Annotated in this window: 22 protein-coding genes; 9 read left to right on the forward strand and 13 right to left on the reverse strand. The window is 61.8% G+C overall.

What is annotated here, in order from left to right:
• Positions 1-38: 38 nt before the first annotated feature.
• Positions 39-2036, forward strand: coding sequence for an OmpA family protein (locus AB1495_RS12520; protein ID WP_074635065.1), 1998 nt, complete (start codon positions 39-41; stop codon positions 2034-2036).
• Between the two features lie 79 nt (positions 2037-2115).
• On the opposite strand, the gene infC is transcribed toward AB1495_RS12520, so the two are convergent.
• Positions 2116-2664, reverse strand: coding sequence for a translation initiation factor IF-3 (infC, locus tag AB1495_RS12525; RefSeq protein WP_037944998.1), 549 nt, complete (start codon positions 2662-2664; stop codon positions 2116-2118).
• Between the two features lie 217 nt (positions 2665-2881).
• Here infC and AB1495_RS12530 point away from each other — a divergent pair, with 217 nt between their 5' ends.
• A complete protein-coding gene (locus AB1495_RS12530) occupies positions 2882-3664 on the forward strand; it encodes a hypothetical protein (protein WP_074635064.1) in 783 nt (260 codons plus the stop codon).
• A gap of 111 nt (positions 3665-3775) precedes the next feature.
• On the opposite strand, the gene AB1495_RS12535 is transcribed toward AB1495_RS12530, so the two are convergent.
• The 6 genes from AB1495_RS12535 to cysG form a co-directional block, all read right to left on the reverse strand.
• Positions 3776-4612, reverse strand: coding sequence for a ferredoxin--NADP reductase (locus AB1495_RS12535; protein ID WP_064216053.1), 837 nt, complete (start codon positions 4610-4612; stop codon positions 3776-3778).
• 88 nt (positions 4613-4700) lie between these two features.
• Entirely contained in the window at positions 4701-5114 is a 414-nt protein-coding gene (locus AB1495_RS12540; protein WP_005853018.1) for a DUF934 domain-containing protein, read from the reverse strand.
• On the reverse strand, positions 5111-5899 hold the full coding sequence (locus tag AB1495_RS12545) for a phosphoadenylyl-sulfate reductase (protein WP_005853020.1): 789 nt from the start codon (positions 5897-5899) through the stop codon (positions 5111-5113). Before AB1495_RS12545 ends, AB1495_RS12540 begins: the two co-directional genes overlap by 4 nt.
• The gene (locus AB1495_RS12550; RefSeq protein WP_074635063.1) at positions 5889-7553 is read right to left on the reverse strand and encodes a nitrite/sulfite reductase; all 1665 of its coding nucleotides are present in this window, start codon (positions 7551-7553) and stop codon (positions 5889-5891) included. Before AB1495_RS12550 ends, AB1495_RS12545 begins: the two co-directional genes overlap by 11 nt.
• Positions 7553-7849, reverse strand: a complete 297-nt coding sequence (locus tag AB1495_RS12555; RefSeq protein ID WP_074635062.1) for a DUF2849 domain-containing protein — start codon at positions 7847-7849, stop codon at positions 7553-7555. Before AB1495_RS12555 ends, AB1495_RS12550 begins: the two co-directional genes overlap by 1 nt.
• The gene (gene cysG / locus AB1495_RS12560) at positions 7849-9243 is read right to left on the reverse strand and encodes a siroheme synthase CysG (protein WP_074635061.1); all 1395 of its coding nucleotides are present in this window, start codon (positions 9241-9243) and stop codon (positions 7849-7851) included. Before cysG ends, AB1495_RS12555 begins: the two co-directional genes overlap by 1 nt.
• 141 nt (positions 9244-9384) lie before the next feature.
• Between cysG and AB1495_RS12565 the strand changes: the two genes are divergently transcribed.
• Positions 9385-9846, forward strand: coding sequence for an Lrp/AsnC family transcriptional regulator (locus AB1495_RS12565; RefSeq protein ID WP_005853026.1), 462 nt, complete (start codon positions 9385-9387; stop codon positions 9844-9846).
• 24 nt (positions 9847-9870) lie between these two features.
• On the opposite strand, the gene AB1495_RS12570 is transcribed toward AB1495_RS12565, so the two are convergent.
• Positions 9871-11055, reverse strand: a complete 1185-nt coding sequence (locus AB1495_RS12570; protein ID WP_074635060.1) for a cytochrome P450 — start codon at positions 11053-11055, stop codon at positions 9871-9873.
• Between the two features lie 71 nt (positions 11056-11126).
• Between AB1495_RS12570 and AB1495_RS12575 the strand changes: the two genes are divergently transcribed.
• The 5 genes from AB1495_RS12575 (at position 11127) to AB1495_RS12595 (ending at position 17543) form a co-directional block, all read left to right on the forward strand.
• Positions 11127-12893 (forward strand): ATP-binding protein, encoded by a 1767-nt coding sequence (locus AB1495_RS12575; protein ID WP_074635059.1) that lies wholly within the window; start codon positions 11127-11129, stop codon positions 12891-12893.
• The gene (locus AB1495_RS12580; protein WP_074635058.1) at positions 12890-14119 is read left to right on the forward strand and encodes a sigma-54 dependent transcriptional regulator; all 1230 of its coding nucleotides are present in this window, start codon (positions 12890-12892) and stop codon (positions 14117-14119) included. Before AB1495_RS12575 ends, AB1495_RS12580 begins: the two co-directional genes overlap by 4 nt.
• 248 nt (positions 14120-14367) lie before the next feature.
• The gene (locus AB1495_RS12585; RefSeq protein WP_074635057.1) at positions 14368-15369 is read left to right on the forward strand and encodes a DctP family TRAP transporter solute-binding subunit; all 1002 of its coding nucleotides are present in this window, start codon (positions 14368-14370) and stop codon (positions 15367-15369) included.
• Between the two features lie 112 nt (positions 15370-15481).
• Positions 15482-16162 carry a TRAP transporter small permease gene (locus AB1495_RS12590; RefSeq protein WP_037944057.1) on the forward strand — a complete coding sequence of 227 codons (681 nt, stop codon included), beginning with the start codon at positions 15482-15484 and terminating at the stop codon, positions 16160-16162.
• 4 nt (positions 16163-16166) lie between these two features.
• Entirely contained in the window at positions 16167-17543 is a 1377-nt protein-coding gene (locus AB1495_RS12595; RefSeq protein ID WP_037944059.1) for a TRAP transporter large permease, read from the forward strand.
• A 99-nt stretch (positions 17544-17642) separates the two neighbouring features.
• Here the strand turns inward: AB1495_RS12595 and tpiA are convergent, their stop codons facing one another.
• The 5 genes from tpiA to rimK form a co-directional block, all read right to left on the reverse strand.
• Positions 17643-18392, reverse strand: a complete 750-nt coding sequence (gene tpiA / locus AB1495_RS12600) for a triose-phosphate isomerase (protein WP_074635056.1) — start codon at positions 18390-18392, stop codon at positions 17643-17645.
• A 99-nt stretch (positions 18393-18491) separates the two neighbouring features.
• On the reverse strand, positions 18492-18836 hold the full coding sequence (locus AB1495_RS12605) for an iron-sulfur cluster assembly accessory protein (RefSeq protein WP_074635055.1): 345 nt from the start codon (positions 18834-18836) through the stop codon (positions 18492-18494).
• 138 nt (positions 18837-18974) lie between these two features.
• The gene (locus AB1495_RS12610) at positions 18975-20186 is read right to left on the reverse strand and encodes a glycerophosphodiester phosphodiesterase family protein (RefSeq protein WP_197145669.1); all 1212 of its coding nucleotides are present in this window, start codon (positions 20184-20186) and stop codon (positions 18975-18977) included.
• A gap of 126 nt (positions 20187-20312) precedes the next feature.
• A complete protein-coding gene (locus AB1495_RS12615; RefSeq protein WP_005853043.1) occupies positions 20313-20675 on the reverse strand; it encodes an SUF system Fe-S cluster assembly protein in 363 nt (120 codons plus the stop codon).
• Positions 20676-20761: 86 nt separating this feature from the next.
• The gene (gene rimK / locus AB1495_RS12620; protein WP_037944061.1) at positions 20762-22144 is read right to left on the reverse strand and encodes a 30S ribosomal protein S6--L-glutamate ligase; all 1383 of its coding nucleotides are present in this window, start codon (positions 22142-22144) and stop codon (positions 20762-20764) included.
• Positions 22145-22374: 230 nt separating this feature from the next.
• On the opposite strand from rimK, the gene tgt reads away from it, so the two are divergent.
• Positions 22375-23502: a tRNA guanosine(34) transglycosylase Tgt gene (gene tgt / locus AB1495_RS12625; protein ID WP_037944062.1), complete on the forward strand. Its 1128-nt coding sequence runs from the start codon at positions 22375-22377 to the stop codon at positions 23500-23502.
• The last annotated feature ends 16 nt before the right edge of the window (positions 23503-23518 follow it).

The following is a 23518-nucleotide window of genomic DNA, read 5'->3' on the forward strand; positions in this document are numbered from 1 at the left end:
CTGCCCGAACGGCGTCCATAACCCCGTGAGGATTAGGAATGTATAAACTTTTGAAATCGACGACCTCTTTGACCATGTGTTTGGCGCTGGCTTTGCCCACAGGTGGTTTTGCCCAGACAACAGAAAGCTGCGTGGCCGAAGGGGAGCAAACCGTGTTCCCATGCGTGCTGCCTGACGGCAGTGTCGTGGCGGATGCGGATCAGATGATGACCTTGCGTGCCGACGGTGATCTGGCGCAGGCCCTTGGTCTTGAGGTGGAAGCCCAGACCGAAGCACAAGCCGAGCCCGATGCAGAAGCCGCCGCTGAAACCGTAGACGCCGCGGAAGAGCAGGCTGCCGCCGCCGCCGAGGCCGAAGCCGCGGCAACGGCAGAAGCCCAAGCCGCCGCGGAAGAGCAAGCCGCTGCCGACGCAGAGGCCGCTGCCGCCGCAGCCGAAGCAGAAGCTGCTGAAGCGCAAGCTGCAGCCGATGCAGAAGCCGCCGCCGCCGCGCAGGCCGCTGAAGAAGAGGCCGCCGAAGCTCAGGCCGCTGCAGACGCGCAAGCCGCCGAGGCCGAGGAAGCTGCTGCCGCCGAAGCGCAGGCCGAAGCAGAGCGTGAGGATGCGGTCGCCGCACAGATCGCCGCAGACGCTGAAGCCAAGGCTGCAGCCGAAGCAGAGGCAGAGCGAGACGCCGCTGCGGCTGCCGAAACCTCGGCAAGCCCTGAAGCGCAGTCTGCCGAGACACAGGCAGATGCTCCTGCCGCTGAAAGCGATGCTGGCGTAGAGGCAGAGGCGCAAGCTCAGACCGAGCCGGCAGAGACTGAGTCGACCGAAGAAACCCAAGCCGAAACCGACGTGCCGGCAGACAGCTCTTCCGACACTGAAACGCAGGCAGAGGCCGAAACCCAGCAGCAAACGGAAGAGCAGATCGCCGCTGACCTGGCGGCCGAACAGGCTGCGGAAGAGGCCCGTCAGGAACAGCGCGCCGCTGATGCAGCCGCTGCTGCCGAAGCCGCCGCCGCTGCTGACAGTGGTGAAGCCAAGGCCGATGTAGTGGTAGAAGAGATCACCGAAGAAGACACGCGCGCCTCGAGCGAAGAATTTTCGACGGCCGTCACCGGTGACACTTCTACCGAAGCAAAAACCGAAGCCAAAAAGGATGACGACGACGGGCTGAGCAAGTTCGAGAAAGCCCTGCTTGTCGGCATCGGTGCTGTGGCTGTCGGGTCGATCCTGAACAACGGCTCTAAGGTCGTGAGCAACTCGGGTGACCGTCTGGTTGTTGAAGATCCGAATGGGGATCTGCGCGTTTTGAAAGACGATGATGCGCTTGTGCGTCAGGCCGGTGACGAAGTCCGCCGCGAGACGTTCAACGACGGTTCTTCGCGCACCACTGTGATCAAGCCTAACGGCAGCAAGATCGTGACCATTCTGGGTCGGGACGGCACCGTATTGCGCCGGATCAACGTTGATCCACAGGGCAATGAATATGTGCTGTTCGATGACACCCAAGTCGAAGAACGTATCGTGGTGAATGAGCTGCCTCAGGTCCGTCCGCAGGCCAATACGCTGGCCAGCCAGCAAAACGAGGAAGCGCTGCGTGCCGCTTTGCAAACGCAGCTGCGTGGGGATCAGGCCCAGCGGTATTCGCTGCGTCAGGTACGTGATGTCCGTCAGGTCCGCGCCCTAGCACCAGAGATCGAGCTGGACGCTGTGCGTTTTGCCACAGGGTCGGCTGCAATCCAGCCTGAACAGGCCCGGGCGCTGTCCAAGATCGGGACCGCGATCAGCAATGCCATCAAGGATGATCCACGCACTGTGATCCTTGTGGAAGGGCACACCGATGCGGTTGGCAATGCGGGCTACAACCTTGCGCTGTCTGACCGTCGTGCTGAAACCGTTGCATTGGCCCTGACCGAGTATTTTGACGTGCCGCCAGCCAACCTGATCACCCAAGGCTACGGTGAAAGCGCGTTGAAAGTCCCGACCGAGACCGCCGAACCCGCCAACCGTCGTGCGGTTGTGCGCAACATCACAGGTCTGCTGCGTCAGTAAGCGCGAGTTTCAAGACATAGAAAAGCCCCCGCAGGAAACTGCGGGGGCTTTTTGCGTCTCGGGACTGTAAGACCCGGAATTATTTGCTTGGCAGCGGCCCGATGAGCATGACCATCTGGCGGCCTTCCATCTTCGGGAAGTTTTCAACGCGGCCAACTTCTTTGGTGTCTTCGGCAACGCGTTCAAGCAGCTCGCGGCCAAGGTTCTGGTGGGCCATCTCACGGCCGCGGAACCGCAGCGTGATCTTTACCTTGTCCCCATTGTCGAGGAACTTGAACACGTTACGCATCTTGACGTCATAGTCATTGGTATCGGTGTTCGGGCGGAACTTGACTTCTTTGATCTCGATGATCTTTTGCTTCTTGCGCGCTTCGGCTTCACGCTTTTGCGTCTCATACTTGAATTTGCCAAAGTCCATGATCTTGCACACGGGCGGGTTGGCATTGGGCGAAATCTCGACCAGATCAAGTCCGGCATCAACAGCCATTTCCATGGCGCGATCCGGTGTCACGACGCCGACGTTTTCACCATCCGCACCGATCAGGCGGATTTCGTTGGCGCGGATGTTTTCGTTGATGCGCGGGCCGGTGTCTCTTTGCGGCGGCGCGTTATGCGGTCTGCGAGCGATGATGGTCGTCCTTTGATTGTTGTACTGATGTCGAGCACGGAAGGTAAACCTGCTCATGGTCTTCTTCAAGTCGCAAAATGGCGCATATACAGGGTAAAACCGCGTATTTTTGGGGGATTTACCCAAGGGGAAGCAGCGTATCGCGCATTTGACGCTATGTGTTGGCATATAGTATGTGCAGCAGGGGATTAACAAAGTTCAAAGGAACCACAGCATCATGAAAAACCTCATCTGGATTGTCATCGCAGGGGTGATCGCGCTTGGCGCGTACATGTTGTATTCGGGCCGTTCGGTCCAGGAGATTGCGACCGATGCGTCGGATGCCGTCAATGCTCCCGCGGCGCTGGAAAGTGCGACCGAAGCTGTGGGCGACGCTGTCGAGGCAACAGAGGGCGCAGTGACCGAGGCGGTAGAAGCCACCACAGAGGCCGCGAATACCGCAGCCGACGCGCTATCGGAAGCGGCCGAGGATGTGGCCGACGCCGCGGCCGAGGCGGGCGAGGATGCCATGAACGCGGGCAAGCAGATCGCCGAGAATGCAACGCAAGCGGCGAATGATACCGCAGAAGGCAACGCGGAGGTTTCCACCAGCGCAGAGGCCGATGCCATGGCTGCCAGCGATTCAGAGGCAAGCGATGCCGCCAGCACCACGCAAGCGGGCACGGCACCCGCCGCTGACCCGCAAGCCGAAGCAGACGCCGCAGCGGTACAAGAGGAAGAAGCCGCCGCCGTAGCCGCGACAGATGCACAGGCGAGCACAGATGCGGGGGCTGCAGCCGATACAGAAGTTCAGGCCGACGTCACCGCCGATGCCAATACGCCAGAGCAGTTGACCACCGTCGATGGCTTTGATCTGGAGAAGGTGCAAACCATGATTGACACCTCTGATCTGCCCGCCACGCAAAAAGCGCTGCTGAAGCAAGGGCTGGTCACCGCCGGTGAAAACCCCGATGCCCTGCGCGCGATCCTCGCACGGATCCGCGAGGCGCTGGCGCTTTAAGCGCGGCCCACGCAAAGCCGATCCGCCAGACATGAAAAAGCCGCGCCTCGAAAGAGAGCGCGGCTTTTGTTTTATCTGTGGTGCCCCTTGCAAGGGCACCGCTGCATCGGATCAGCCGACAAAGGCCTTTTCAACGACGTAGTGTTTGGGGTCGGAGTTCGCCCCTTCCTCTAGCCCGAAACCTTCAAGCACCTCCTTGATGTCCTTGTTGAATTCAAGGCTCCCGCACACCATGCCGCGATCGGTGTCGGCGCTGATACCGTCGATGCCGAGGTCTTTGAACACCGTGCCGTCCTGCAGCAGATTGGTGATGCGGCCCATCTTGGGGCTTTGTTCACGGGTGGTGGTGGGGTAGTAGACCAGCTTGTCGCCGATCATCTCGCCGATCAGCGGATCATCGGCAAGGCTCTCGACCAGCGTGCGGCCATAGTCAAGCTCGGCCACATCGCGGGTGGTGTGGGTCATGATGATCTGGTCGAATTTCTCGTAGGTTTCCGGTTCGCGCAGCAGCGAGGCAAAGGGTGCAAAGCCTGTGCCGGTGGCGAAAAGCCACAGACGTTTGCCGGGCAGCAGCGCGTCATGCACCAGCGTACCGACGGGCTTGGGCCGCAGGATGATCTGGTCGCCGGGCTGGATGTGTTGCAGCTTCGAGGTCAGCGGGCCGTCCTGCACCTTGATCGAATAGAACTCCAGCTCTTCGTCCCAGGATGGCGAGGCAATGGAATAGGCGCGCAGCAGCGGCTTTTGCTTGCCGGTCTCGGGGTGCGGGTCGCCCATCAGGCCGATCATCACAAACTCGCCCGAACGAAAGCGCAAGGACGCAGGGCGGGTCACGCGGAAGGAAAACAGCCGGTCCGTCCAGTGTTTGACAGAAGTCACGGTCTGCGCGTCAGGCAACGTGGGTACGGGTTTGGCGTCGGTTTGGGTCACTACATTCTGCTCGGTCATAATTTCATCTACGCGCGGATCGCGGCACGCAGCCTTTCTCTAGGGGAAGGGAGGGGGCAGGGAAAGCATCTTGGGGCGAAAACCCCGATCAGCCGCGCAAACGCGCCTGATAATTATGCTCTTGCCAGTTTGCACGGGCCAGCCATTGGTCCTGCGGTTGACGCGCGGCCAGATCATCGGGGATCTCGACCTCGTCAAAGCCCGACCGGCGCGCCATGGCGTATTGGTCTGCAATCACATGCCCATGCGCCCGCAGCCGCCCGGTGTAGCCGCGCAACCGCAACTGGCGCGCGATGGTAAAGCCACGCCCGTCGGCCGAGCTGGGGAAGGCGACGCGGATCATTGAGATCGCACCATCCACAGGGATCGTTTCCGGCTGCACGTCAGAGGGGACGTCAAGGGCGGTCGCACCGGCTTCCACGCCTTCAGCAGCATCGAAGGGGGCGTAGGGCGTGGCGAAATCATCCGCCACAAACCCCTGATCATTGATCAACTGTGTCATGTCTTTGCTCCTGTGCGGACCATCTTGCCATCGACAAAATGGATGCCGCATTCTTCTTTTTCAATGTTTCTCCAGCGGCCGGCGCGGGGGTCTTCGCCCGGTTTCACCTTGGTGGTGCAGGGGGCGCAACCGATGCTGGGGTAGCCTTGGGCCACCAGCGGGTGCCGGGGCAGGCGGTTCTCGTCGATATAGTCCGACACGTCGGAGGCCTGCCAATGGGCCAGCGGGTTCACCTTGATCCGCGCAGGCGCATCGGCGGGGGTTTCGACCTCGAAGAACGGCAGGCTGGCGCGGGTGCCGGACTGGAACCGCTTGCGCCCCGTGATCCAACCGTCGAACCCCTCTAGCGCGTGCTGCAGGGGCACGGTCTTGCGGAAGGCACAGCAGGCGTCCGGGTCGCGCAGATGCAGCGTCCCATCGGGGTCTTTCTCTGCCACGTCCTGCGCCCGGATCGTCTGCACATTGCGCAGCCCCAACCGTTCGCTCAGCTCTTGCTGATAGACCAGCGTTTCGGCAAAGAGCATCTCTGTGTCGATGAACAACACCGGCAGATCGCGTTTCACCATAGAGGCAAGGTGCAACAGGGCGACGGATTCCGCCCCGAAGCTTGAGACAAGCGCCAGATTGGGCACGTTATCGATCGCGGCACGCAGCACGTCGGTGGCGCTGTGATGGCGCAGGCCATCGTTCAGCTTTTCCACCTGACGGGTCAGCGCTGCGACGCGGTCCGGCCCTTCGGGGAGGATTTTTTCCCCATTTGGAAGTGTCAGTTGATCACGCGGCATTGGCTTGTGCTTCCGGGTAGAGGACGGCCTTGAACGGGGCAAGACCGAGGCGACGATAGGTTTGCAAGAAGGTCTCGTCCGCGTCGCTGCGCAGGTCGAGGTAACCCTTTACCAACCGTTCAATCGCCGGAATAATGTCGTCGGCGGAAAAGCCCGGACCGGCGCGCTCTCCGATGGCGGCGTTTTCGGTGCCGTCACCGCCCAGAGTGATCTGGTAGTTTTCGACACCGGCGCGGTCGAGCCCGAGAATCCCGATGTGGCCCACATGGTGGTGGCCGCAGGCATTGATGCAGCCCGAGATCTTGATCTTGAGCGGACCGACATCGTGTTCCAGCTTCAGCTCGTCAAAGCGGGTCGCGATTTCCTGGGCAATCGGGATCGAGCGGGCTGTCGCCAGCGCGCAGTAGTCCATGCCGGGGCAGGCGATGATATCGCTGATCAGGCCGATATTGGCCGTGGCCAGGCCGACCTCTTTCAACGCCGCGTGCAGCGCAGGCAGGTCACCACGGTGCACATGGGGCAGGATCACGTTCTGCTCGTGGCTGATGCGCAGTTCGTCATGGCCGTATTCGGCCGCCAGTTCAGCCATACGGTGCATTTGTTCGGCGGTGGCGTCGCCCGGGGTCTTGCCATGGGCCTTGAGGCTGATCGACACGATCGCGTAGGACGGATCGCGGTGGTCGGTCAGGTTGGTGTCGGCCCAGCTTTTGAACACCGGATCACTGTCATAGGCAGCAGTATAGGCGTCCGTCGGGGCGGTCTTGAACGTCGGGCTGGCGAAATCCGCCTCGATCCGCGACAGCATCTGCTGGTCGACGCCGGTGAACTGCGGACGGATCAGCGCATAGCGGGCGTCCACCCGTGCGCGGATGTCGTCGATGCCGTTCTCATGCACGGTGATCTTGATCCGCGCTTTGTATTTATTATCGCGGCGGCCCAACAGGTTATAGACCGAGACGATGGCCTCGAGCGTGGGCAGCAGGTCTTCGGAGCTGACGAAGTCATACAGCACCTTGCCGATCATCGGGGTCCGGCCAAGGCCGCCGCCGACGATGACTTGATAGCCGATCTCGCCGTCTTTCTCGACGATTTGCAGGCCGATGTCATGGGCCTTGATCACCGCACGGTCATGGGGCGCGCCAGAGACAGCGACCTTGAACTTGCGCGGCAGGAACTGGAATTCGGGGTGGTCGGTGGACCACTGCCGGATCAGTTCGGCCACAGGGCGCGGATCAGCGATTTCATCCGCGGCGGCACCGGCGAAATGGTCGGCAGTCACGTTGCGGATGGTGTTACCGCTGGTCTGGATAGCGTGCATGTTCACCTCGGCCAGCGCGTCCAGCATATCGGGGACATCACGCAGCTGGGGCCAGTTGTACTGGATGTTCTGGCGCGTGGTAAAATGGCCGTAGCCCTTATCCCATTTGGCAGCGATATCGGCCAGCTTGTGCATCTGGCGGCTGCTGAGCGTGCCATAGGGGATCGCGACCCGCAGCATATAGGCATGCAACTGCAGATAGAGCCCGTTCATCAGGCGCAGGGGCTTGAATTCATCCTCGGTCAGGGAGCCGTCGATGCGGCGTTCGACCTGTGCGCGGAACTGTGCGTTGCGTTCGGCGATGAAGGCATCGTCAAATTCGGTGTGGCTGTACATTATTGAACCTCCTGCTTGCCGTGGGTGTAGTTGCTTGGACCCTTGGCGCGGAATGCTTCGCGGAAATGCGATGGCTTGGGTGTGTCTGTGCTGGTGTCGACATCAGCCAGATAGGCCCCGACGGTCAGATCGGCTTGCTGGATCGCATCGACCAGACGCACATCGGCGACGGCCTCGTCGGTCAGGACTTCGGCCTCCTCCAGTTTGCGGGTCCAGCCGGTGGCGGTCTGGTAGATCACGTCGCCTTCCAGCAAGGCATTGGCGGTGACGACTTTGGGGGTGAAGGGCTTGGCCATTATGCCATCTCCTCTTGAAACAATTCGGTGGTGGCGCGGGCGGCGGCACGGGGTGCCAGCCCATAGAAAGTCAGGGCGGGGCCGGTCAGATTGGCCGCGTTCAGGTCGGTGGGCAGACGGTCCAGCGTGGTCTCGACAATCCGCTGATCCGCGCGCGAGGCATTTTCGACCAGCGTGACAGGCGTGCTGCGATCGGCCCCGTGCATCAGCAGGCGGCCTTGGATGAACCGCGCGGATTTCTTGCCCATATAGATCGCGGCGACCTCGCCCGGGCGGGCCAAAGCGGCCCAGTCATGATCGGCGAACCCTTTCATGTCATGGCCGGTCAGGAACCGGACAGAGGCGTTGCGCCCGCGTTTCGTCAGGCTTTGCCCGATGGTTGCGACGGCGGCAGAGGCAGAGGTGATCCCCGGCACGATATGCCAGCCGATGCCATGGGCATCCACGGCGTCGATCTCTTCGTCCAGGCGGCCAAAGATGGTGGCGTCGCCGGATTTCAGACGGACCACCTGGGCACCCGCCTGCGCGTGTTCGACCAGCAGATCGTTGATGGTTTCCTGCGCGGTAGAGGGGCCGAAGCCTTCCTTGCCCACGTCGATCATCAGCGCCTCGCGGCGGGCGAGTTCGAGGATCTCGGGGCTGACCAGCCGGTCGTAGATCACCACATCGGCCTCGTCCAATGCGCGGCGCGCCTTGAGGGTCAGCAGTTCGGGGTCCCCGGGGCCGCCACCGACAAAAGCGATGTGACCGGCGCGTGCGGCGCGGGTCTGGTGGTCGGCCAGCAGCGTGTTCAGCGCGTTTTCGACGGCGGCCTTGCCATCCGCCACGGCGCGGGGGCCGGCGGCAAAGTAATAGTCGCGCCAGAAATCGCGGCGCGGACGGCCAAAGGGCAGGGCGTCGGCCATCTTGCGGAAACCCTTGCCGATCCGCGCCAGCGTCCCCAGCGTTGTGGGCAGGCGCTCTTCCAGATCAGCCTTGATCGCACGGGCCAGCACGGGGGCCGCGCCTTCGGTGCCGATGGCGATGGTCACGGGGTCACGGTCGACGATGGCGGGGGTGATAAAGGCGCTGTCGTGCAGATTGTCGACGATATTGACCAAGGCCCCTTCGGCACGCGCAATCGCGGCGGTGCGGGCGTCTTCGGTCTCGTCTTCATCGGCAGCGTAGAAGAGTTTCGCACACAGCACATCGCCGTGGCGCAGGGCGCGGGTGTGCAGCGTCAGGCGGCCCGCATCGGCCCATGCCGCGATCTCGGGCGCGGGGGTCGGGGCGAAGACGCTGATCTTGGCTTCGGTCTTGAGCAGCAGGCGCAGCTTGGCCAAAGCCGCTTCGCCACCGCCTGACAAGACGATGCGCTGGCCCTTGGTGGACAGGTAGATTGGGAAATGATCCATGTGGTTCGGTCCTTGCGCTTAGCTTGAGCTCTATATAGGAAATAATTCCAATAAGGCGCTAGGTGTCTGGGGATATAAGGACGTACGTTCCATTCAGCCTCGCAAACAGAACAACAGACCACAGAGTGAAGGAAAAGCAGAATGGACGTTCGGATCGATGACGTGGACCGGAAAATTCTAGCGCAGTTACAACGCGATGCCAGCCAGTCCTTGGACGATATCGCGCGCGAGGTCGGCAGTTCCAAGACCCCTGTGTGGAACCGGATTCGTAAACTGCGCGAGGCAGGGGTGATCGGGCAGCATACGGTTGTGCTGGATGCAGAGGCGCTTGGCTTCGAGGCGTGTTTCTTCGTGTTGATCCGCACGTCGTCCCACGAGGCCGACTGGCAGGCGGCGTTCCTCAAGGCGTTGAAAAACCGTCCCGAAGTGCAAGAGGCGCACCGGTTGGCGGGGGACATCGACTATATCCTGAAGGTCCGCGTCAAGAACGCCCGCGCCTATGACGCCTTTTATCAGGCGCTGATTTCAGAGGTCCGCGTGCACAACGTCACAGCGCTGCTGTCGATGGAAGAGATCAAATCCACCACGATGCTGCCGCTGTAACGCCGTGGCGCGGGGAGGCGCGACTTAGATCGTCACCATCAGCCGATCCAGCTTGTGGAAATGGTAGGTATTGGCAAAGCGCGGTGGCGCGGCCAGTTGCAGGTTCGGCGCATGGTCAAAAAGCGCACGCAACGCGATCTGCATTTCCAGCCGGGCCAGGGGCGCGCCGACGCAGAAATGCAAACCACCGCCAAAGGCCGCATGGGCCTTGGCCGGACGGGTCGGGTCGAATACATCGGGCTGGTCGTAAAGCGCGGGATCGCGACCCGCGGCCCCCAGCACCAGTGCAATTTTGCGGCCCTTTTCCAGCGTTACATCGCCCAGTTCGATATCCTCGTAGGCGAAACGCTCAAAGACATGCAGGGGCGGGTCGTAGCGCAGGATCTCTTCAACGGTGGCGTTGATCGCATCGGGGGCGAGGGCGCTGGCGGGCGTGTTATTTTCGAGCAAGCAGGCGATCCCGTTGCCAAGCGCGTGTACTGTCGCCTCGTGCCCTGCATTCAGCAGCAGGATACACGTGCCGATCAGCGCATCCGTGCTCAGTTTTTCGCCGTCTTCTTCGGCGGCGATCAACTGGGTGATCAGGTCGTCACGCGGGTCTTGGCGACGCTCATTGACATAGCGGCGCAGGAAGGCGGTGAAATCTGCGGCAGCGGTATTGGCGGCCTCTTCGGTCGCGCGGGTACGGCCGATCTGGTAGACGGCGACCATATCATTGGACCAGCGCAGCAGGTCGGGCCACATATCCTCGGGGACGCCAAGCAGCCGCGCGATGATGCGCACGGGCAATTGGGTGCAAAAAGCGGGGATCAGGTCAAAGGCCTCGCCCTTGGGCAGGTCGGCCAGCAGGGCTTGGGCGATCTCTTCGATCTCGGGGGCGAGACCGGCAATCCGGCGCGAGGTAAAGGCACGCAGCACCAACCCGCGCAGACGGGTGTGGGTTGGCGGCTCAAGCTCGAGCATCGACTGGTCTTCCACCGCATAGAAGTCGCGCATGTGATCGGGCGTGGGCTTGCGCTGGTCGGCAGGGGTCTCGCGGCCCAAACGGCGGTCACGTAGCAAGGCCTGCACCGTCGCCGCATCAAAAGCGGCCATCATCCCGTAGTCTTGCCAGAACAGCACGGGGCCCTGCGCACGCGCGCGCGTATAGGCGGCATAGGGGTTTTGGACGAAGTCGGGATCAAGCGGGGAAAGGTTCAGTGTTTTCATGGGGCCTAGCAATAGCTGCGGCTCTGGTCTTTGCAAGCGGGTCTGTGCCAAATAACGCCATGACCTCCGGAATGCGCCGCCGCGTCGCGACCTTTGTGCTGTTTCTGATCACCGTGTCGGTCCTCTCCGGCGGGGTCTGGCGCTATGCCTATCTGCAAGGGCTGGACCAGCTGCGCGCGCGGGGGCAGGCGGATCTGTCGCTGGTCAGCGACCGTCTGGTCGGGCAGTTGCAGCGGTACCGTGATCTGGCGGTGTTTCTGGCGGATCACCCGCAGGTGGCGCAGGTGCTGGACCGGCGTCCGGCGGTCGAGGCACAGGCGTTTTTGCAAGAGGTGGCGGATAAGACCACGGCGCTGGATGTGCAGGTGCTTGACCGATCCGGCGATGTGATCGTCGCGGCACTTGGCGCGGAAGCGGTGCGGGTGCCACGGGCGGATCAACGCTTTGTTCAGCGGGCCTTGCGCGGTGCGCTTGGCTGGGGGCATGGCCCCGCCGCGCCCTTGACCGACCGCGCCTATTTCCACGCCGCCCCTGTCTTCGCGCCCGACGGGCAGGTGCGCGGCGCCGTTGTGGTGTCGACTGATCTGAACGGCATCGATTATGACTGGCGCGGCAGCAATCCGGCGGCGTTCTTCACCGATACCGACGGGGTCGTCCAGATCGCCAACCGGTCAGAGCTGCTGTTCTGGGCGCGTCCCCGTGCGGCGCAGGGGCTGGTGCCGCCAGATGGTGCGGCGCTGGATTTCGCGGTGTCTGACGTGCGTGGCCACGAGATCTGGCATATGGGCTGGGGGCCGTATTTGCCGGACGCCGCCTTGCATCTGACCCGCGCCTTGCCGGTGGTGGGGATGACGGGCGAGGTGCTGCTGGATATCGAGGGCGCGCAACGTTTGGCACGGGCACAGGCGGCGGCGGTGGCTGCGCTTTGCCTTGCCTTTGGCGCGCTGCTGTTTCTCGCGACCGAGCGCCGCCGCGCCCTGTCAGAGGCGAACGCGGCGCTTGAGCGGCAGGTCGCCAAACGCACCGCCGCACTGAACGCCAGCAACACCGAATTGCGCCGCGAAGCGACCGAGCGGGAAGAGGCGCAGGCCGCCCTGCGCCGCGCGCAGGCGGATCTGGTGCAGGCGGGCAAGCTGTCGGCGCTTGGCCAGATGTCGGCGGGCATCAGCCACGAGCTGAACCAGCCGCTGATGGCGATCCGGTCCTTTGCGGAAAACGCGGTGCAGTTCCTTGAACGTGACCGCCCCGACAGGACGGCTGAAAACCTGACCCGCATCTCGCAGATGGCCGACCGGATGGCGCGGATCATCCAGAACCTGCGGGCCTTTGCGCGGCAGGAAAGCGTGCCGCAGACCCGCGTCGATGTGACCCGCGTGGTCGCCAGCGCGGTGGAGCTGACCCAAAGCTATCTGCGCGACGCAGGCGTGACCCTTGACTACCAGCCCGCCAATGCCCCCGTCTGGGTGCGCGGCGGCGAGGTGCGCTTGGGGCAGGTCTTTGTCAACCTCATCACCAACGCCGTCGATGCCATGAGCAGCAGCGACACCAAACATCTGAGCATCACAATCGATCCCGCCGACCCCGTGCGGGTGCAGTTCCGCGACACCGGACCGGGGATCGAGATGCCGGACAAGGTGTTCGACCCGTTCTACACGACTAAATCCGTAGGCGGCGGTGCCGAGGGTGCGATGGGGGGCATGGGGCTGGGGCTGTCGATCAGTTACGGGATTGTGCAAAGCTTTGGCGGGGGGATCCGTGGCACCAACCTTGACGCGGGCGGTGCGATGTTCTCTGTCACGCTGGAACGCGCCGATACGGGCGAGGAGGGGCAGGCATGAGCAGAACCGTTCTTTTGGTCGATGACGATGCCTCTGTCCGCGAGGCGCTGGCGCAGACGCTGGAGCTTGCCGATATTGATGTTGTCCCCGCGGGGTCGTTCGTGGCTGCCAAGGATAGGATCACCGAACGGTTCGATGGCATCATCCTGTCGGACATGCGCATGCCCGGGCGCGACGGGTTTCACCTGCTGGCCTATGCGCATGAACAGGATCCCGACCTGCCGGTGATCCTGCTGACAGGCGAAGGTGACATCCCCATGGCCGTGCGCGCGATGGAGGCCGGGGCCTTTGACTTCCTTGAAAAACCCTGCGCCCCCGCCGCGCTGGTCACCGTGATTGAACGCGCACTGAAAACCCGCGCGCTGGTGCTGGAAAACCGTCGGCTGCTGCATATCGTGGAAACCGGCGATCCGGCGGCGCGGATGATTTTCGGGTCGTCGGATCTGTCAGAACGGCTGCGCGACAAGGTGCGGCGCGTGGCGCAGGCCAATGCCGAGGTGCTGGTCACCGGCCCGTCGGGGTCTGGTATTTCGAAGGTGTCAGAGGTGATCCACCTATCCTCGCGCCGCTCCAAAGGGCCCTTCGTCAAACGTGCTGCCGCGGGGCTTAGTCCCGATGATGTGAGCGATGCGCTGCACGCCGCCTCGGGCGGGTGCCTGTTTCTCGACGAGGTCGCGCAGCTTCCCGCGCAGACCCAGCTGAGCCTGATCGAAGCGCTTGAGCAGGTGCCCGATGTGCGTCTCATTGCGGGCAGCGCGCGGGAGCTACAGTCATTGGTGGCCGAGGGGCAGTTCCACGCGGATCTCTATTACCGGCTCGAGGTCATGACCGTGCGCATCCCGTCGCTGGCTGAACGCCCCGAGGATATCGCCACGATGTTCCGCCGCTACGTCGATCAGGCGGCAGAGCAGTCGGGCGTGCAGCCGCCCGAAGTGACGCCGCAAATGATCGCGGGGCTGATGGCGCGGGACTGGCCCGGCAACGCGCGCGCGCTGATGTCAGAAGCGATGCGCTTTGTCATGGGGGTCTCGGACGAGGTGACGCCGGATGCGACCCTCGGGCTGGCGGACCAGATGGCGCAGGTGGAACAATCCCTGCTGCGCACGGCCTTGCGCCGTGCCGAGGGGCAGGCGAGTGCGGCGGCGCAGGCGCTGAAACTGCCGCGCAAGACCTTCTATGACAAGCTGGCCCGCTACGGGATTCGGCCCGAGGACTTTCGCAGCTAGCCTGTGCGGATTTTCGCACAACTGCGCTGCGCGCTGTGCGGTTATCCGCACAGGTAGCGTGCGGTGGGTTGGTTTGTAACCTTAACTAAATAGACCAACGCTTTGATAAATAATATATTTAACGCGATCCGCATCTTTCAATCTCTCTTCCTTGTGAGGTCGGCAAAATAACGCTCTAGTAACGCCACCGCATTTGGAACGACCGGATGCCGAGACTTGAAAAACAGTTCTCTGGGAGGAGACATCACATGAAATTCCTGACAACCACTCTGGTGGCTATGACCCTTTCCGTAAGCGCCGGTGCTGTTGCCGCGGCGTGCGACGATGGCGAAGTCGTCATCAAGCTGAGCCACGTGACCAACACAGACCGTCACCCCAAAGGCATCGCCGCGTCCTTGCTGGAACAGCGCGTCAATGACGAGATGAACGGCAAAGCCTGCATGGAAGTGTTCCCGAACTCCACGCTGTACAACGATGACCAGGTTCTAGAGGCGCTGCTGCAAGGCGACGTTCAGATGGCCGCGCCGTCGCTGTCGAAGTTCGAGCAGTTTACCAAGCAATTCCGCATCTTCGATCTGCCCTTCATGTTCAAGGACATCAACGCTGTAGACGAGTTCCAGAACTCCGATACCGGTGTTGCGATGAAAGAATCCATGACGCGCCGTGGCCTGCTGGGTCTGGCGTTCTGGCACAATGGCATGAAGCAGATGTCGGCGAACAAGCCGCTGAACGTGCCGTCGGATGCCAATGGTCTGAAATTCCGCGTCCAGAACTCTGACGTGCTGAAGGCCCAGATGGCGGCAATGGGCGCATCGCCCCAGCCGATGGCCTTCTCGGAAGTTTACGGCGCGCTGCAAACCGGCGTTGTCGACGGTCAGGAAAACACCTGGTCCAACATCTACGGCCAGAAGTTCTTTGAGGTGCAGGACGGGACAACCGAAACCAACCACGGTGTTCTGGACTACATGCTTGTGACCTCCACCGACTGGTGGGACAGCCTGGATGCCGATGTGCGTGACCAGCTGGCGACCATCGTTCAAGAAGTGACCGACACCCGCAACGCGGAATCGTCCAAAGTGAACGCCGAAGCGAAACAGGCGATCATCGATGCCGGCGGTGTGGTCCGTGAACTGGACGACGCGCAGCGCGAAGCCTGGGTCACCGCGATGAAGCCCGTCTGGGAAGAGTTCACCGCAGACGTTGGTCAGGAAAACATCGACGAAGCCCAAGCGATCAACGCCAAGCACTAAACCCTGTTCTGCCCCGTCTGGCGACGGACGGGGCATATCACTTGCGTCAGGCCCCGACATGCCCCGCGGCGTGCGGGCCTGATCCACTCTCCTCTCACAGCGGAGCATTCCCATGTCACATGGTGTTCAATCTCATTCTGCGCTCGGGCGCATTGTCAACGAGCTTGAGGAAACGGCGATTGCCATCATCCTTGGTCTGATGACGCTTATCACCTTTATCAACGTCGTCCTGCGCTATGGTTTCAACACCGGCATCATCTGGGGGCTCGAAGCGGTGACCTTCCTTTTCGCCTGGCTGGTGCTGTTTGGCATGAGCTATGCGGTCAAGGTCACGGCACATCTGGGGGTGGACGCGGTCGTGAACCTGTTTTCGCTGCCCAAACGCCGGGTGCTCGCGCTGGTTGCGGCTGTGATCTGCGTGGTCTACGGGGCCTTGCTGATGAAAGGCGCGTGGGATTACTGGGCCCCCTTCGCGGGGCTGGACGCCACCACGGGCCGCTGGTTCCCCACAGGCTTTGCCGATAGCCGCGATCAGGCGTGGTATGAAACCGTCGATATCCCCATGCCGGATTGGCTGCGCTTTATCGAGCCGATCATGAACGAGGGCGAAACCTACGGCAAACTGCCACGGTTTATCCCCTATTTCATGCTGCCCTTCGGCATGGCGCTGCTGTTGTTCCGTTTCATCCAGGCCGGTGTGCGTGTCTTTACCGGACAGGCCACAGCGCTGATCGTCAGTCACGAGGCCGAAGATGATATCGAAGCCGTCAAACACATGAACGCGGAGTCCTGAGCGCATGGAAGTCCTTATCCTATTTACCATGATCGTCGGGCTGATGTTGCTGGGCGTTCCGATTGCCGTCAGCCTTGGCTTCTCGTCGATCGTCTTTCTGCTGGTGCTGTCCGACAGCTCGCTTGCGTCCATCGCGCAGACTTTCTTTCAGGCGATGGCGGGTCACTATACGCTGCTGGCGATCCCGTTCTTCGTGCTGGCGTCGTCCTTCATGTCGACGGGCGGTGTGGCCAAGCGGATCATCCGTTTCTCTATCGCGCTGGTCGGACATTTTCCGGGTGGTCTGGCGATTGCGGGTGTCTTTGCCTGTATGCTGTTCGCCGCCCTGTCGGGATCATCGCCTGCGACAGTGGTTGCCATCGGGTCCATCGTGATCGCGGGGATGCGGGAAACCGGCTACACCAAGGAATTCGCCGCCGGTGTCATCGCCAACGCGGGCACCCTGGGCATCCTGATCCCGCCGTCCATCGTGATGGTTGTCTATGCCTCTGCCACTGATGTGTCTGTTGGCCGGATGTTCCTTGCGGGCGTTATTCCGGGTCTGATGGCGGGCACCATGCTGATGCTGACCATCTACATCATGGCGCGGGTCAAGAAGCTGCCGCAGGGCGAATGGCGCGGCTGGGGCGAGGTCTTTGCCTCGGGGCGTGAAGCGGGCTGGGGGCTGATGCTGATCGTGATCATCCTTGGCGGTATCTATGGCGGTATCTTTACCCCGACCGAAGCCGCCGCGGTGGCTGCCGTCTATGCCTTCTTTATCGCGGCCTTCGTCTATCGCGATATGGGCCCGCTGCATGTGGAAGGCGAGGGGCGCAACCTGTCACTGATGCGCAAGCCGATGGCGCTGGTCACTGTCTTCTTCCACCGCGATACCCGCGATACGCTGTTCGAGGCCGGCAAGCTGACCGTCACCTTGATGTTCATCATCGCCAACGCGCTGATCCTCAAGCACGTGCTGACCGACGAGCAGATCCCGCAGCAGATCTCTGCCGCGATGCTAAGCGCCGGTTTCGGGCCGATCATGTTCCTGGTTATCGTCAACGTGATCTTGCTGATTGGCGGGCAGTTCATGGAGCCGTCGGGCCTGTTGATCATCGTCGCCCCGCTGGTTTTCCCCATCGCGATTGAACTGGGCATCGACCCGATCCATCTGGGGATCATCATGGTGGTGAACATGGAAATCGGGATGATCACCCCGCCGGTGGGTCTGAACCTCTTTGTGACCTCGGGCGTGGCGAATATGCCGATGATGAATGTGGTCAAGGCTGCGCTGCCCTTCACCGTGGTGCTGTTCATCTTCCTGCTAATGGTGACTTATATCCCGGTCATCTCGACCTGGCTGCCGACCCTGATGATGGGACCGGAGATCATCACCCGCTAGGGCGAGACATTACGAGGGAAACGAAAAAGGCGGCGCACCCCATCGGATGCGCCGCCTTTTATGTATGTCATGCCATGAGTTTATTTGGCAAAATGAAGATCAGGCGGCAGAGAGCGCCTGAAGGATCGGGACGAAATCAGCGGGTGTAAGGCTCGCCCCGCCGATCAGGGCACCGTCCACGTTATCGACCTTGAATATCTCTGCCGCGTTGTCCGGTTTGACCGAGCCACCGTACAGCAGCCGCAGCGCGTCGCTGACATCCGTGCCAAAGCGTTCGGCCAGTGTTGCGCGGATGACGTCATGCACCTCGACGATCTGGTCAAGCGTCGGGATTTTACCGGTGCCAATCGCCCAGATGGGTTCATACGCGACGACGGTATTCTCGCCTGTGCAGCCGTCGGGCAGGGAGCCTGCAAGCTGTTCGGCGATGACATCCAGGGTGGTGCCCGCGCTGCGATCCGCCTCGCTTTCGCCGATGCAGATGATGGCCGTCAGCCCCGCGTTCCAAGCGGCCTGCGCCTTGGCCGAGACATCAGCATCCGTTTCGCCATAGGCATCGCGGCGCTCGGAATGGCCGAGGATCACATAGGTTGCGCCGACCTCCTTGATCATCGAGGCAGAGATATCGCCAGTGAAGGCACCTTTCGGCTCTGCGTGGCAATCCTGCGCGCCGATGCCAACGGGGGTGCCTTGGGCTTTGGTGACCGCTGGTAGGAGGTAGGGGGCAGGCGGGCAGATCACAGCCTCTGCACGGGTGCTGTCCATCGCAGCGGCGACCTCGGCCAACATGTCCAGACCGGCCAGCGTGCCGTTCATCTTCCAGTTTCCAGCGGCAAGCTTGCGGCGCATATGCATATCCTTCATGTGGTTTTTCAAAGGGATACCAGCGCCACCCCGACAGGGCAACGGCAAGCTGCGGTCACGACCCGCCAGCGCGGCGCGATACCGCTAGCCGAATTTGATGGATTCGCCGCAGCCGCAGGCTTCGGTCACATTGGGATTGCGGAACTTGAAGCCGGATTCCAGCAGCGAGGTTTCATAATCGATCTCGGTGCCGAAAAGGAACATCTGCGCCATCGGCGCGATCATCACGCGCGCGCCGTCCTGTTCGACGACCTCGTCATTGACGTCGGCCTCGTTCACATACTCCATCGTATATTCCATGCCGGCGCAGCCACCCTTCTTGATGCCGATGCGCAGACCAGCGTGGCCGGCGGACGTCATCAGCTTGGTGATCTGATTGGCGGCTTTGGGGGTGATGGTGACGGCTTGCTTGCCTGGGATTGCGAACATGCTGAATACTCCTGTTACCGACAAGATAAGGGCTTTGGCGGGGTTTCTCAAGCGGGGGGATGCACAATAGCAAAAGGCCGCCCCCGAAGGGACGGCCCATGTCGTCACGCGCGATTGCGCCGGATCAAACCCCGTAGGTTACAGACCCATGCAGTTGGCATAGTAGGTGACGGTCGCGGGCCAGTCAGAGAAGACGCCCTTGACGCCAGCGTCCTGTGCCAGCACGTCCAGCGCGACCAGATAGTCGCTGTCGTCGGTGATGATGTCGCCAACGGATTGGAAATACCAGCCACCGCCCGTGGACAGCGGACCGGAGCGTTCGAGCGTCCAGGCGATCAGGTTCAAACCGGCTTCGCTGGCTTTCTTGGCATAGTCAGAGGCGGCCAGAGCGCCGTCTTTGTTGGTCAGCAGCATGTTCAGCGACGGGGCCAGGTACTGCACGCCTTGCTCTTTCAGCTGGGCGAAATCCTGTGTCCAGGTGCTGGGGTCCTGTTCGTCGAACCCTTCGCTCCATTCCACGAGATAGACGGCCTGTTTGCCGAACTCGGGCTCTGCCTTGATCCAGTAAAGCACATCATCCAGGTTGAACGACTGCGCCCAAACGTCCGAGGCAGGGATGCCCGCGGCTTTGTATTCGTCGATCATCTTCTGCGCATAGTCTTCCTGGCTGAAGCCGTCATGGGGCATCTCGACCGAAGGGGACTTGAGCTCGGGGGTGAATTTCGCGCCGAGGGATTTGAACAGCTCGATCGATTCCGCGTGAGTCATCAGATCGGCACCGTCGCTGTACAGCTGGGTGCGGAAGCTGGCCACGCCGCCCTGATAGTCTTCGGCGGTGGTGGCGGTGGCGTCGGCGCTGTCCATCTTGGGCGTCAGGGTGCGGAACTCTGCCAAGGTGATGTCCGAGGTGCGGCATTCCGCGCTGGCACCCTCATCGCCCGCAGCCGCGGTGAAGCCGGTGGTGCATTTCTCGGCCAGATCGGAGACGAGGATATTGGTGGTGGTGTGCAGATCGTTCTGCGCGTGACGGCAGACCAGTTCGTGATCGGCGGTAAAGGTCACGTCGCATTCCAGAATGCCTGCACCCTGACGGGCGGCGGCAACGTTGGACTGTACGGTATGCTCAGGGAACATCAGCGGCGCGCCGCGGTGCCCGATGGAGAAATCGGATTTGGACGCGGTCTGGCCCATGCAGGACGCCAGCTTGTCCTTGAGGTCGCCATCGGGAAGCTTGTCCACCAGATAGGCAGGACGGGCACCGTATTCGACAGGGACGGGGGTGCTGTGGGCGTCGGCCAGCAGCGCGGTGGGGGCCAAAGCCAAAGCTGTAAGGGCAGTAGTTAGTCGCATGATCGCTCCAAATAAAATCATCTGGCAGCGGTGTGGCTACCCTATGTTACAATGATGCGACCATTGCGTGAAAGTCATGTAAAATCAACCGGGACGTGAAATGCGCCCCGGTTTCAGCCTATCGGCTTACATGAAGCCCAGTTCAAGACGGGCTTCGTCAGACATCATATCCATGCCCCATGGGGGCTCCCAGACCAGTTCCACGTCGACGGTTTTCACGCCGGGCAGGGGTTCGACCGCATCGGCGACCCAGCCGGGCATCTCGCCTGCAACGGGGCAGCCGGGCGCGGTGAGGGACATCTTGATGTTGACCTCGTTTTCCGCGTTGATGTCGATCGTGTAGATCAACCCCAGCTCATAGATATTCACTGGAATCTCAGGGTCATAGACAGTGCGGCAGGCTTCGGTGATCTGCTCGTACAGCGGATGATCCGTTGACGAGGGCGCAATCAGAGGGGTGCCTTCAAGAGGTTGTGTGCTGTCGGTCATCAGGGCCTCGCTCCTTTTTCTTATCGTTTATATAGGGATTGCAGCGGGCACCGTCCAGAGGGCGGACCCGCGATCCAGTGCGGAACCTACGCTTTGCGCTTGCGCACCGGCTGCGGCTTTACCCGCGCTTCGATCATATCATAGACCATGCCGACGATATCCTTGCCGGTGGCTTTCTCGATCCCTTCGAACCCGGGAGAGCTGTTGACCTCAAGCACCTTTGGCCCGCTGTCCGACCGCAGCAGATCCACACCGGCAGTGCCCAGACCAAAGGCCCGTGCCGCGCGCAGGGCGGTGTCGCGTTCAACCTTGGTGATGCGCACGACCTGAGCGGTGCCGCCACGGTGCAGGTTGGAGCGGAAATCGCCCTCCGCGCCGGTGCGCTTCATCGCGGCCACGACCTTGCCATCCACCACAAGACAGCGCAGATCCTCGCCCGCGGCTTCCTTGACGAAATCCTGCACAAGAAAGTTTGCCTTGAGCCCGCGGAAGGCATCAATCACGGATTCCGCCGCCTTCTTGGTCTCGGCCAGCACCACACCTTTGCCTTGGGTGGATTCCAGCAGTTTCACGATCAGCGGCGCGGTGCCTACCAGCGCCATGAGGTTCGACGTGTCCTTGGGCGAGGCGGCAAAAGCGGTGGTCGGCATACCGATTTTCTTCGACGCCAAGACCTGATGCGCATGCAGCTTGTCGCGGCTCGACAGGATACCGGCAGAGCCGTTGACGCAGTAGGTCCCGATGGTTTCGAACTGCCGGATCACCGCGCAGCCATAGGGCGTGACCGAGGCACCGATCCGTGGGATCACCGCGTCATAGCGCGGCAGACGTTTGCCATCGTAATGCACTTCGGGAGCCATGGCGTTGATCGCCATATAGCAACGGGTGGTATCGATCACTTCGACAGTATGGCCACGGGCCTCGCCGACTTCGACCAGACGCGAGGTGGAATAGTTGCTGGCTTCACGGCTCAGCACGGCGACCCGCAATGCGCGTTTGGGCGCGCGGTGACGCACAGCGGCGGTATGGTAGACGTCATAGCTCAGATCCGGTTGCAACCGTTTCTCGGTGGGCGAGATGGTGATGTGATCTGTCAGCGCCTGACGGCCCAGCAACATGCGGCTGGTCATGCCCGCACGGTTGGTCAGGGTCACATCAATGGGCCAGCTTTGCCCTGCGACATCCATCTTGGTCGAGATGACATAGCGCAGCTCGGCCTCGCCATTCGACGAGGTGACCTCGCGCCGGTCAATGATGGGCGCGGAGCAGGTGATGGTGATGTCTTCGTTGCCAGCCACAGGATGCACGTTGAACCGGACCTTGGGCTTGGAGGCGGGGCCAAAGACTTCGATGTCATGGGCATGCAGCGCCGATGTGCGCGCGCCGGTGTCGATCTTTGCCTTGATCGCGGGAAGCCCCAATTCGGGAAGGGCGACCCATTCTTCCCAGCCAAACGTCAATTCTTGCATGTCACGCACTCCGGCACAGCTAAATCATCCCGCCGCCTAGCAGGTCGCCTGCGTCTACTCAAGCCACGACACGGGCTTCCAAATGGCATAAATCCCGGGGTCCGGGGCAGCGCCCCGGCGGTTCCGGCTGGACATAGCGCAGATTTACGGTGCTTCCATGACAGCCTTGTGGAACGCGCGGCTAAACTGCGCGATTGCGCCTATGCGGGGGACATCTTATAGCCGCAGTCATGAAAAAATTCTCGTTCGATCTTCAGGCCCGCGATGGTGCGGCGCGTACCGGTGTTATCTCTACCCCGCGGGGGGATATTCGCACGCCGGCCTTCATGCCTGTGGGCACTGCTGCCACGGTCAAGGCGATGATGCCCGAAAGCGTCGCCGCGACCGGTGCGGATATCCTGCTGGGCAATACCTATCACCTGATGCTGCGCCCCACTGCCGAACGGATCGACCGTTTGGGCGGGCTGCACAAGTTCATGAACTGGGACAAGCCGATCCTCACCGATTCCGGCGGGTTTCAGGTGATGAGCCTGTCAGGGCTGCGCAAGCTGACGGAAAAGGGCGTGACCTTCAAAAGCCACGTGGACGGGTCGAAACACGAACTGACCCCCGAGCGGTCGATGGAGATTCAAAAGCTGCTCGGCTCCGATATCGTCATGTGCTTTGACGAATGTCCCGCGCTGCCTGCGGATCGCGCGCGGATCGCGGACTCGATGCGGATGTCGATGCGGTGGGCCAAGCGCAGCCGCGAGGCCTTTGGCGACCGTCCTGGTCATGCGCTCTTTGGTATCCAGCAGGGCGGGCTGGAACGTGATTTCCGCGAGGAAAGCGCCAAGGCGCTGATCGACGTAGGCTTTGACGGCTACGCTGTGGGCGGCCTTGCCGTGGGCGAGGGGCAAGAGGCGATGTTCGGCTGTCTCGACTTCGCCACCGATATGCTGCCCGTGGACCGGCCACGCTATCTGATGGGCGTGGGCAAGCCGGATGATATCGTCGGTGCTGTGGCCCGCGGGATTGATATGATGGACTGCGTTTTGCCCTCACGCTCTGGCCGGACGGGGCAGGTGTTCACGCGTCACGGCGTTGTGAACATCAAGAACGCACGCCACGCCGATGACCCGCGTCCGCTGGACGAAGCCTGCACATGTCCTGCGTGCTCGAACTACAGCCGCGCCTATCTGCATCATGTGTTCCGTAGTCAGGAAATGATCTCGGGGATGCTGCTGACATGGCATAACCTGCATTATTTCCAGGAAATCATGGCGGGTATGCGCGACGCGATTGCGGCGGGGACATTTGACGCCTGGCAGGCTGATTTTCATAGCCAGCGTGCCCAAGGCGACATCGACCCGCTTTAGGAAAACTCTGCGGTGA

Origin of the sequence: Sulfitobacter pontiacus, from assembly GCF_040790665.1 — a bacterium.
Lineage (GTDB): Bacteria > Pseudomonadota > Alphaproteobacteria > Rhodobacterales > Rhodobacteraceae > Sulfitobacter > Sulfitobacter pontiacus.

Bases quoted from the DNA above. Each gene is read 5' to 3' on its own strand.
- AB1495_RS12520 (WP_074635065.1), top strand. From the start codon at position 39: ATGTATAAACTTTTGAAATCGACGACCTCTTTGACCATGTGTTTGGCG.
- AB1495_RS12530 (WP_074635064.1), top strand. From the start codon at position 2,882: ATGAAAAACCTCATCTGGATTGTCATCGCAGGGGTGATCGCGCTTGGC.
- AB1495_RS12535 (WP_064216053.1), bottom strand. From the start codon at position 4,612: ATGACCGAGCAGAATGTAGTGACCCAAACCGACGCCAAACCCGTACCC.
- AB1495_RS12540 (WP_005853018.1), bottom strand. From the start codon at position 5,114: ATGACACAGTTGATCAATGATCAGGGGTTTGTGGCGGATGATTTCGCC.
- AB1495_RS12545 (WP_005853020.1), bottom strand. From the start codon at position 5,899: ATGCCGCGTGATCAACTGACACTTCCAAATGGGGAAAAAATCCTCCCC.
- AB1495_RS12550 (WP_074635063.1), bottom strand. From the start codon at position 7,553: ATGTACAGCCACACCGAATTTGACGATGCCTTCATCGCCGAACGCAAC.
- AB1495_RS12555 (WP_074635062.1), bottom strand. From the start codon at position 7,849: ATGGCCAAGCCCTTCACCCCCAAAGTCGTCACCGCCAATGCCTTGCTG.
- cysG (WP_074635061.1), bottom strand. From the start codon at position 9,243: ATGGATCATTTCCCAATCTACCTGTCCACCAAGGGCCAGCGCATCGTC.
- AB1495_RS12565 (WP_005853026.1), top strand. From the start codon at position 9,385: ATGGACGTTCGGATCGATGACGTGGACCGGAAAATTCTAGCGCAGTTA.
- AB1495_RS12570 (WP_074635060.1), bottom strand. From the start codon at position 11,055: ATGAAAACACTGAACCTTTCCCCGCTTGATCCCGACTTCGTCCAAAAC.
- AB1495_RS12575 (WP_074635059.1), top strand. From the start codon at position 11,127: ATGCGCCGCCGCGTCGCGACCTTTGTGCTGTTTCTGATCACCGTGTCG.
- AB1495_RS12580 (WP_074635058.1), top strand. From the start codon at position 12,890: ATGAGCAGAACCGTTCTTTTGGTCGATGACGATGCCTCTGTCCGCGAG.
- AB1495_RS12585 (WP_074635057.1), top strand. From the start codon at position 14,368: ATGAAATTCCTGACAACCACTCTGGTGGCTATGACCCTTTCCGTAAGC.
- AB1495_RS12590 (WP_037944057.1), top strand. From the start codon at position 15,482: ATGTCACATGGTGTTCAATCTCATTCTGCGCTCGGGCGCATTGTCAAC.
- AB1495_RS12595 (WP_037944059.1), top strand. From the start codon at position 16,167: ATGGAAGTCCTTATCCTATTTACCATGATCGTCGGGCTGATGTTGCTG.
- tpiA (WP_074635056.1), bottom strand. From the start codon at position 18,392: ATGCGCCGCAAGCTTGCCGCTGGAAACTGGAAGATGAACGGCACGCTG.
- AB1495_RS12605 (WP_074635055.1), bottom strand. From the start codon at position 18,836: ATGTTCGCAATCCCAGGCAAGCAAGCCGTCACCATCACCCCCAAAGCC.
- AB1495_RS12610 (WP_197145669.1), bottom strand. From the start codon at position 20,186: ATGCGACTAACTACTGCCCTTACAGCTTTGGCTTTGGCCCCCACCGCG.
- AB1495_RS12615 (WP_005853043.1), bottom strand. From the start codon at position 20,675: ATGACCGACAGCACACAACCTCTTGAAGGCACCCCTCTGATTGCGCCC.
- rimK (WP_037944061.1), bottom strand. From the start codon at position 22,144: ATGCAAGAATTGACGTTTGGCTGGGAAGAATGGGTCGCCCTTCCCGAA.
- tgt (WP_037944062.1), top strand. From the start codon at position 22,375: ATGAAAAAATTCTCGTTCGATCTTCAGGCCCGCGATGGTGCGGCGCGT.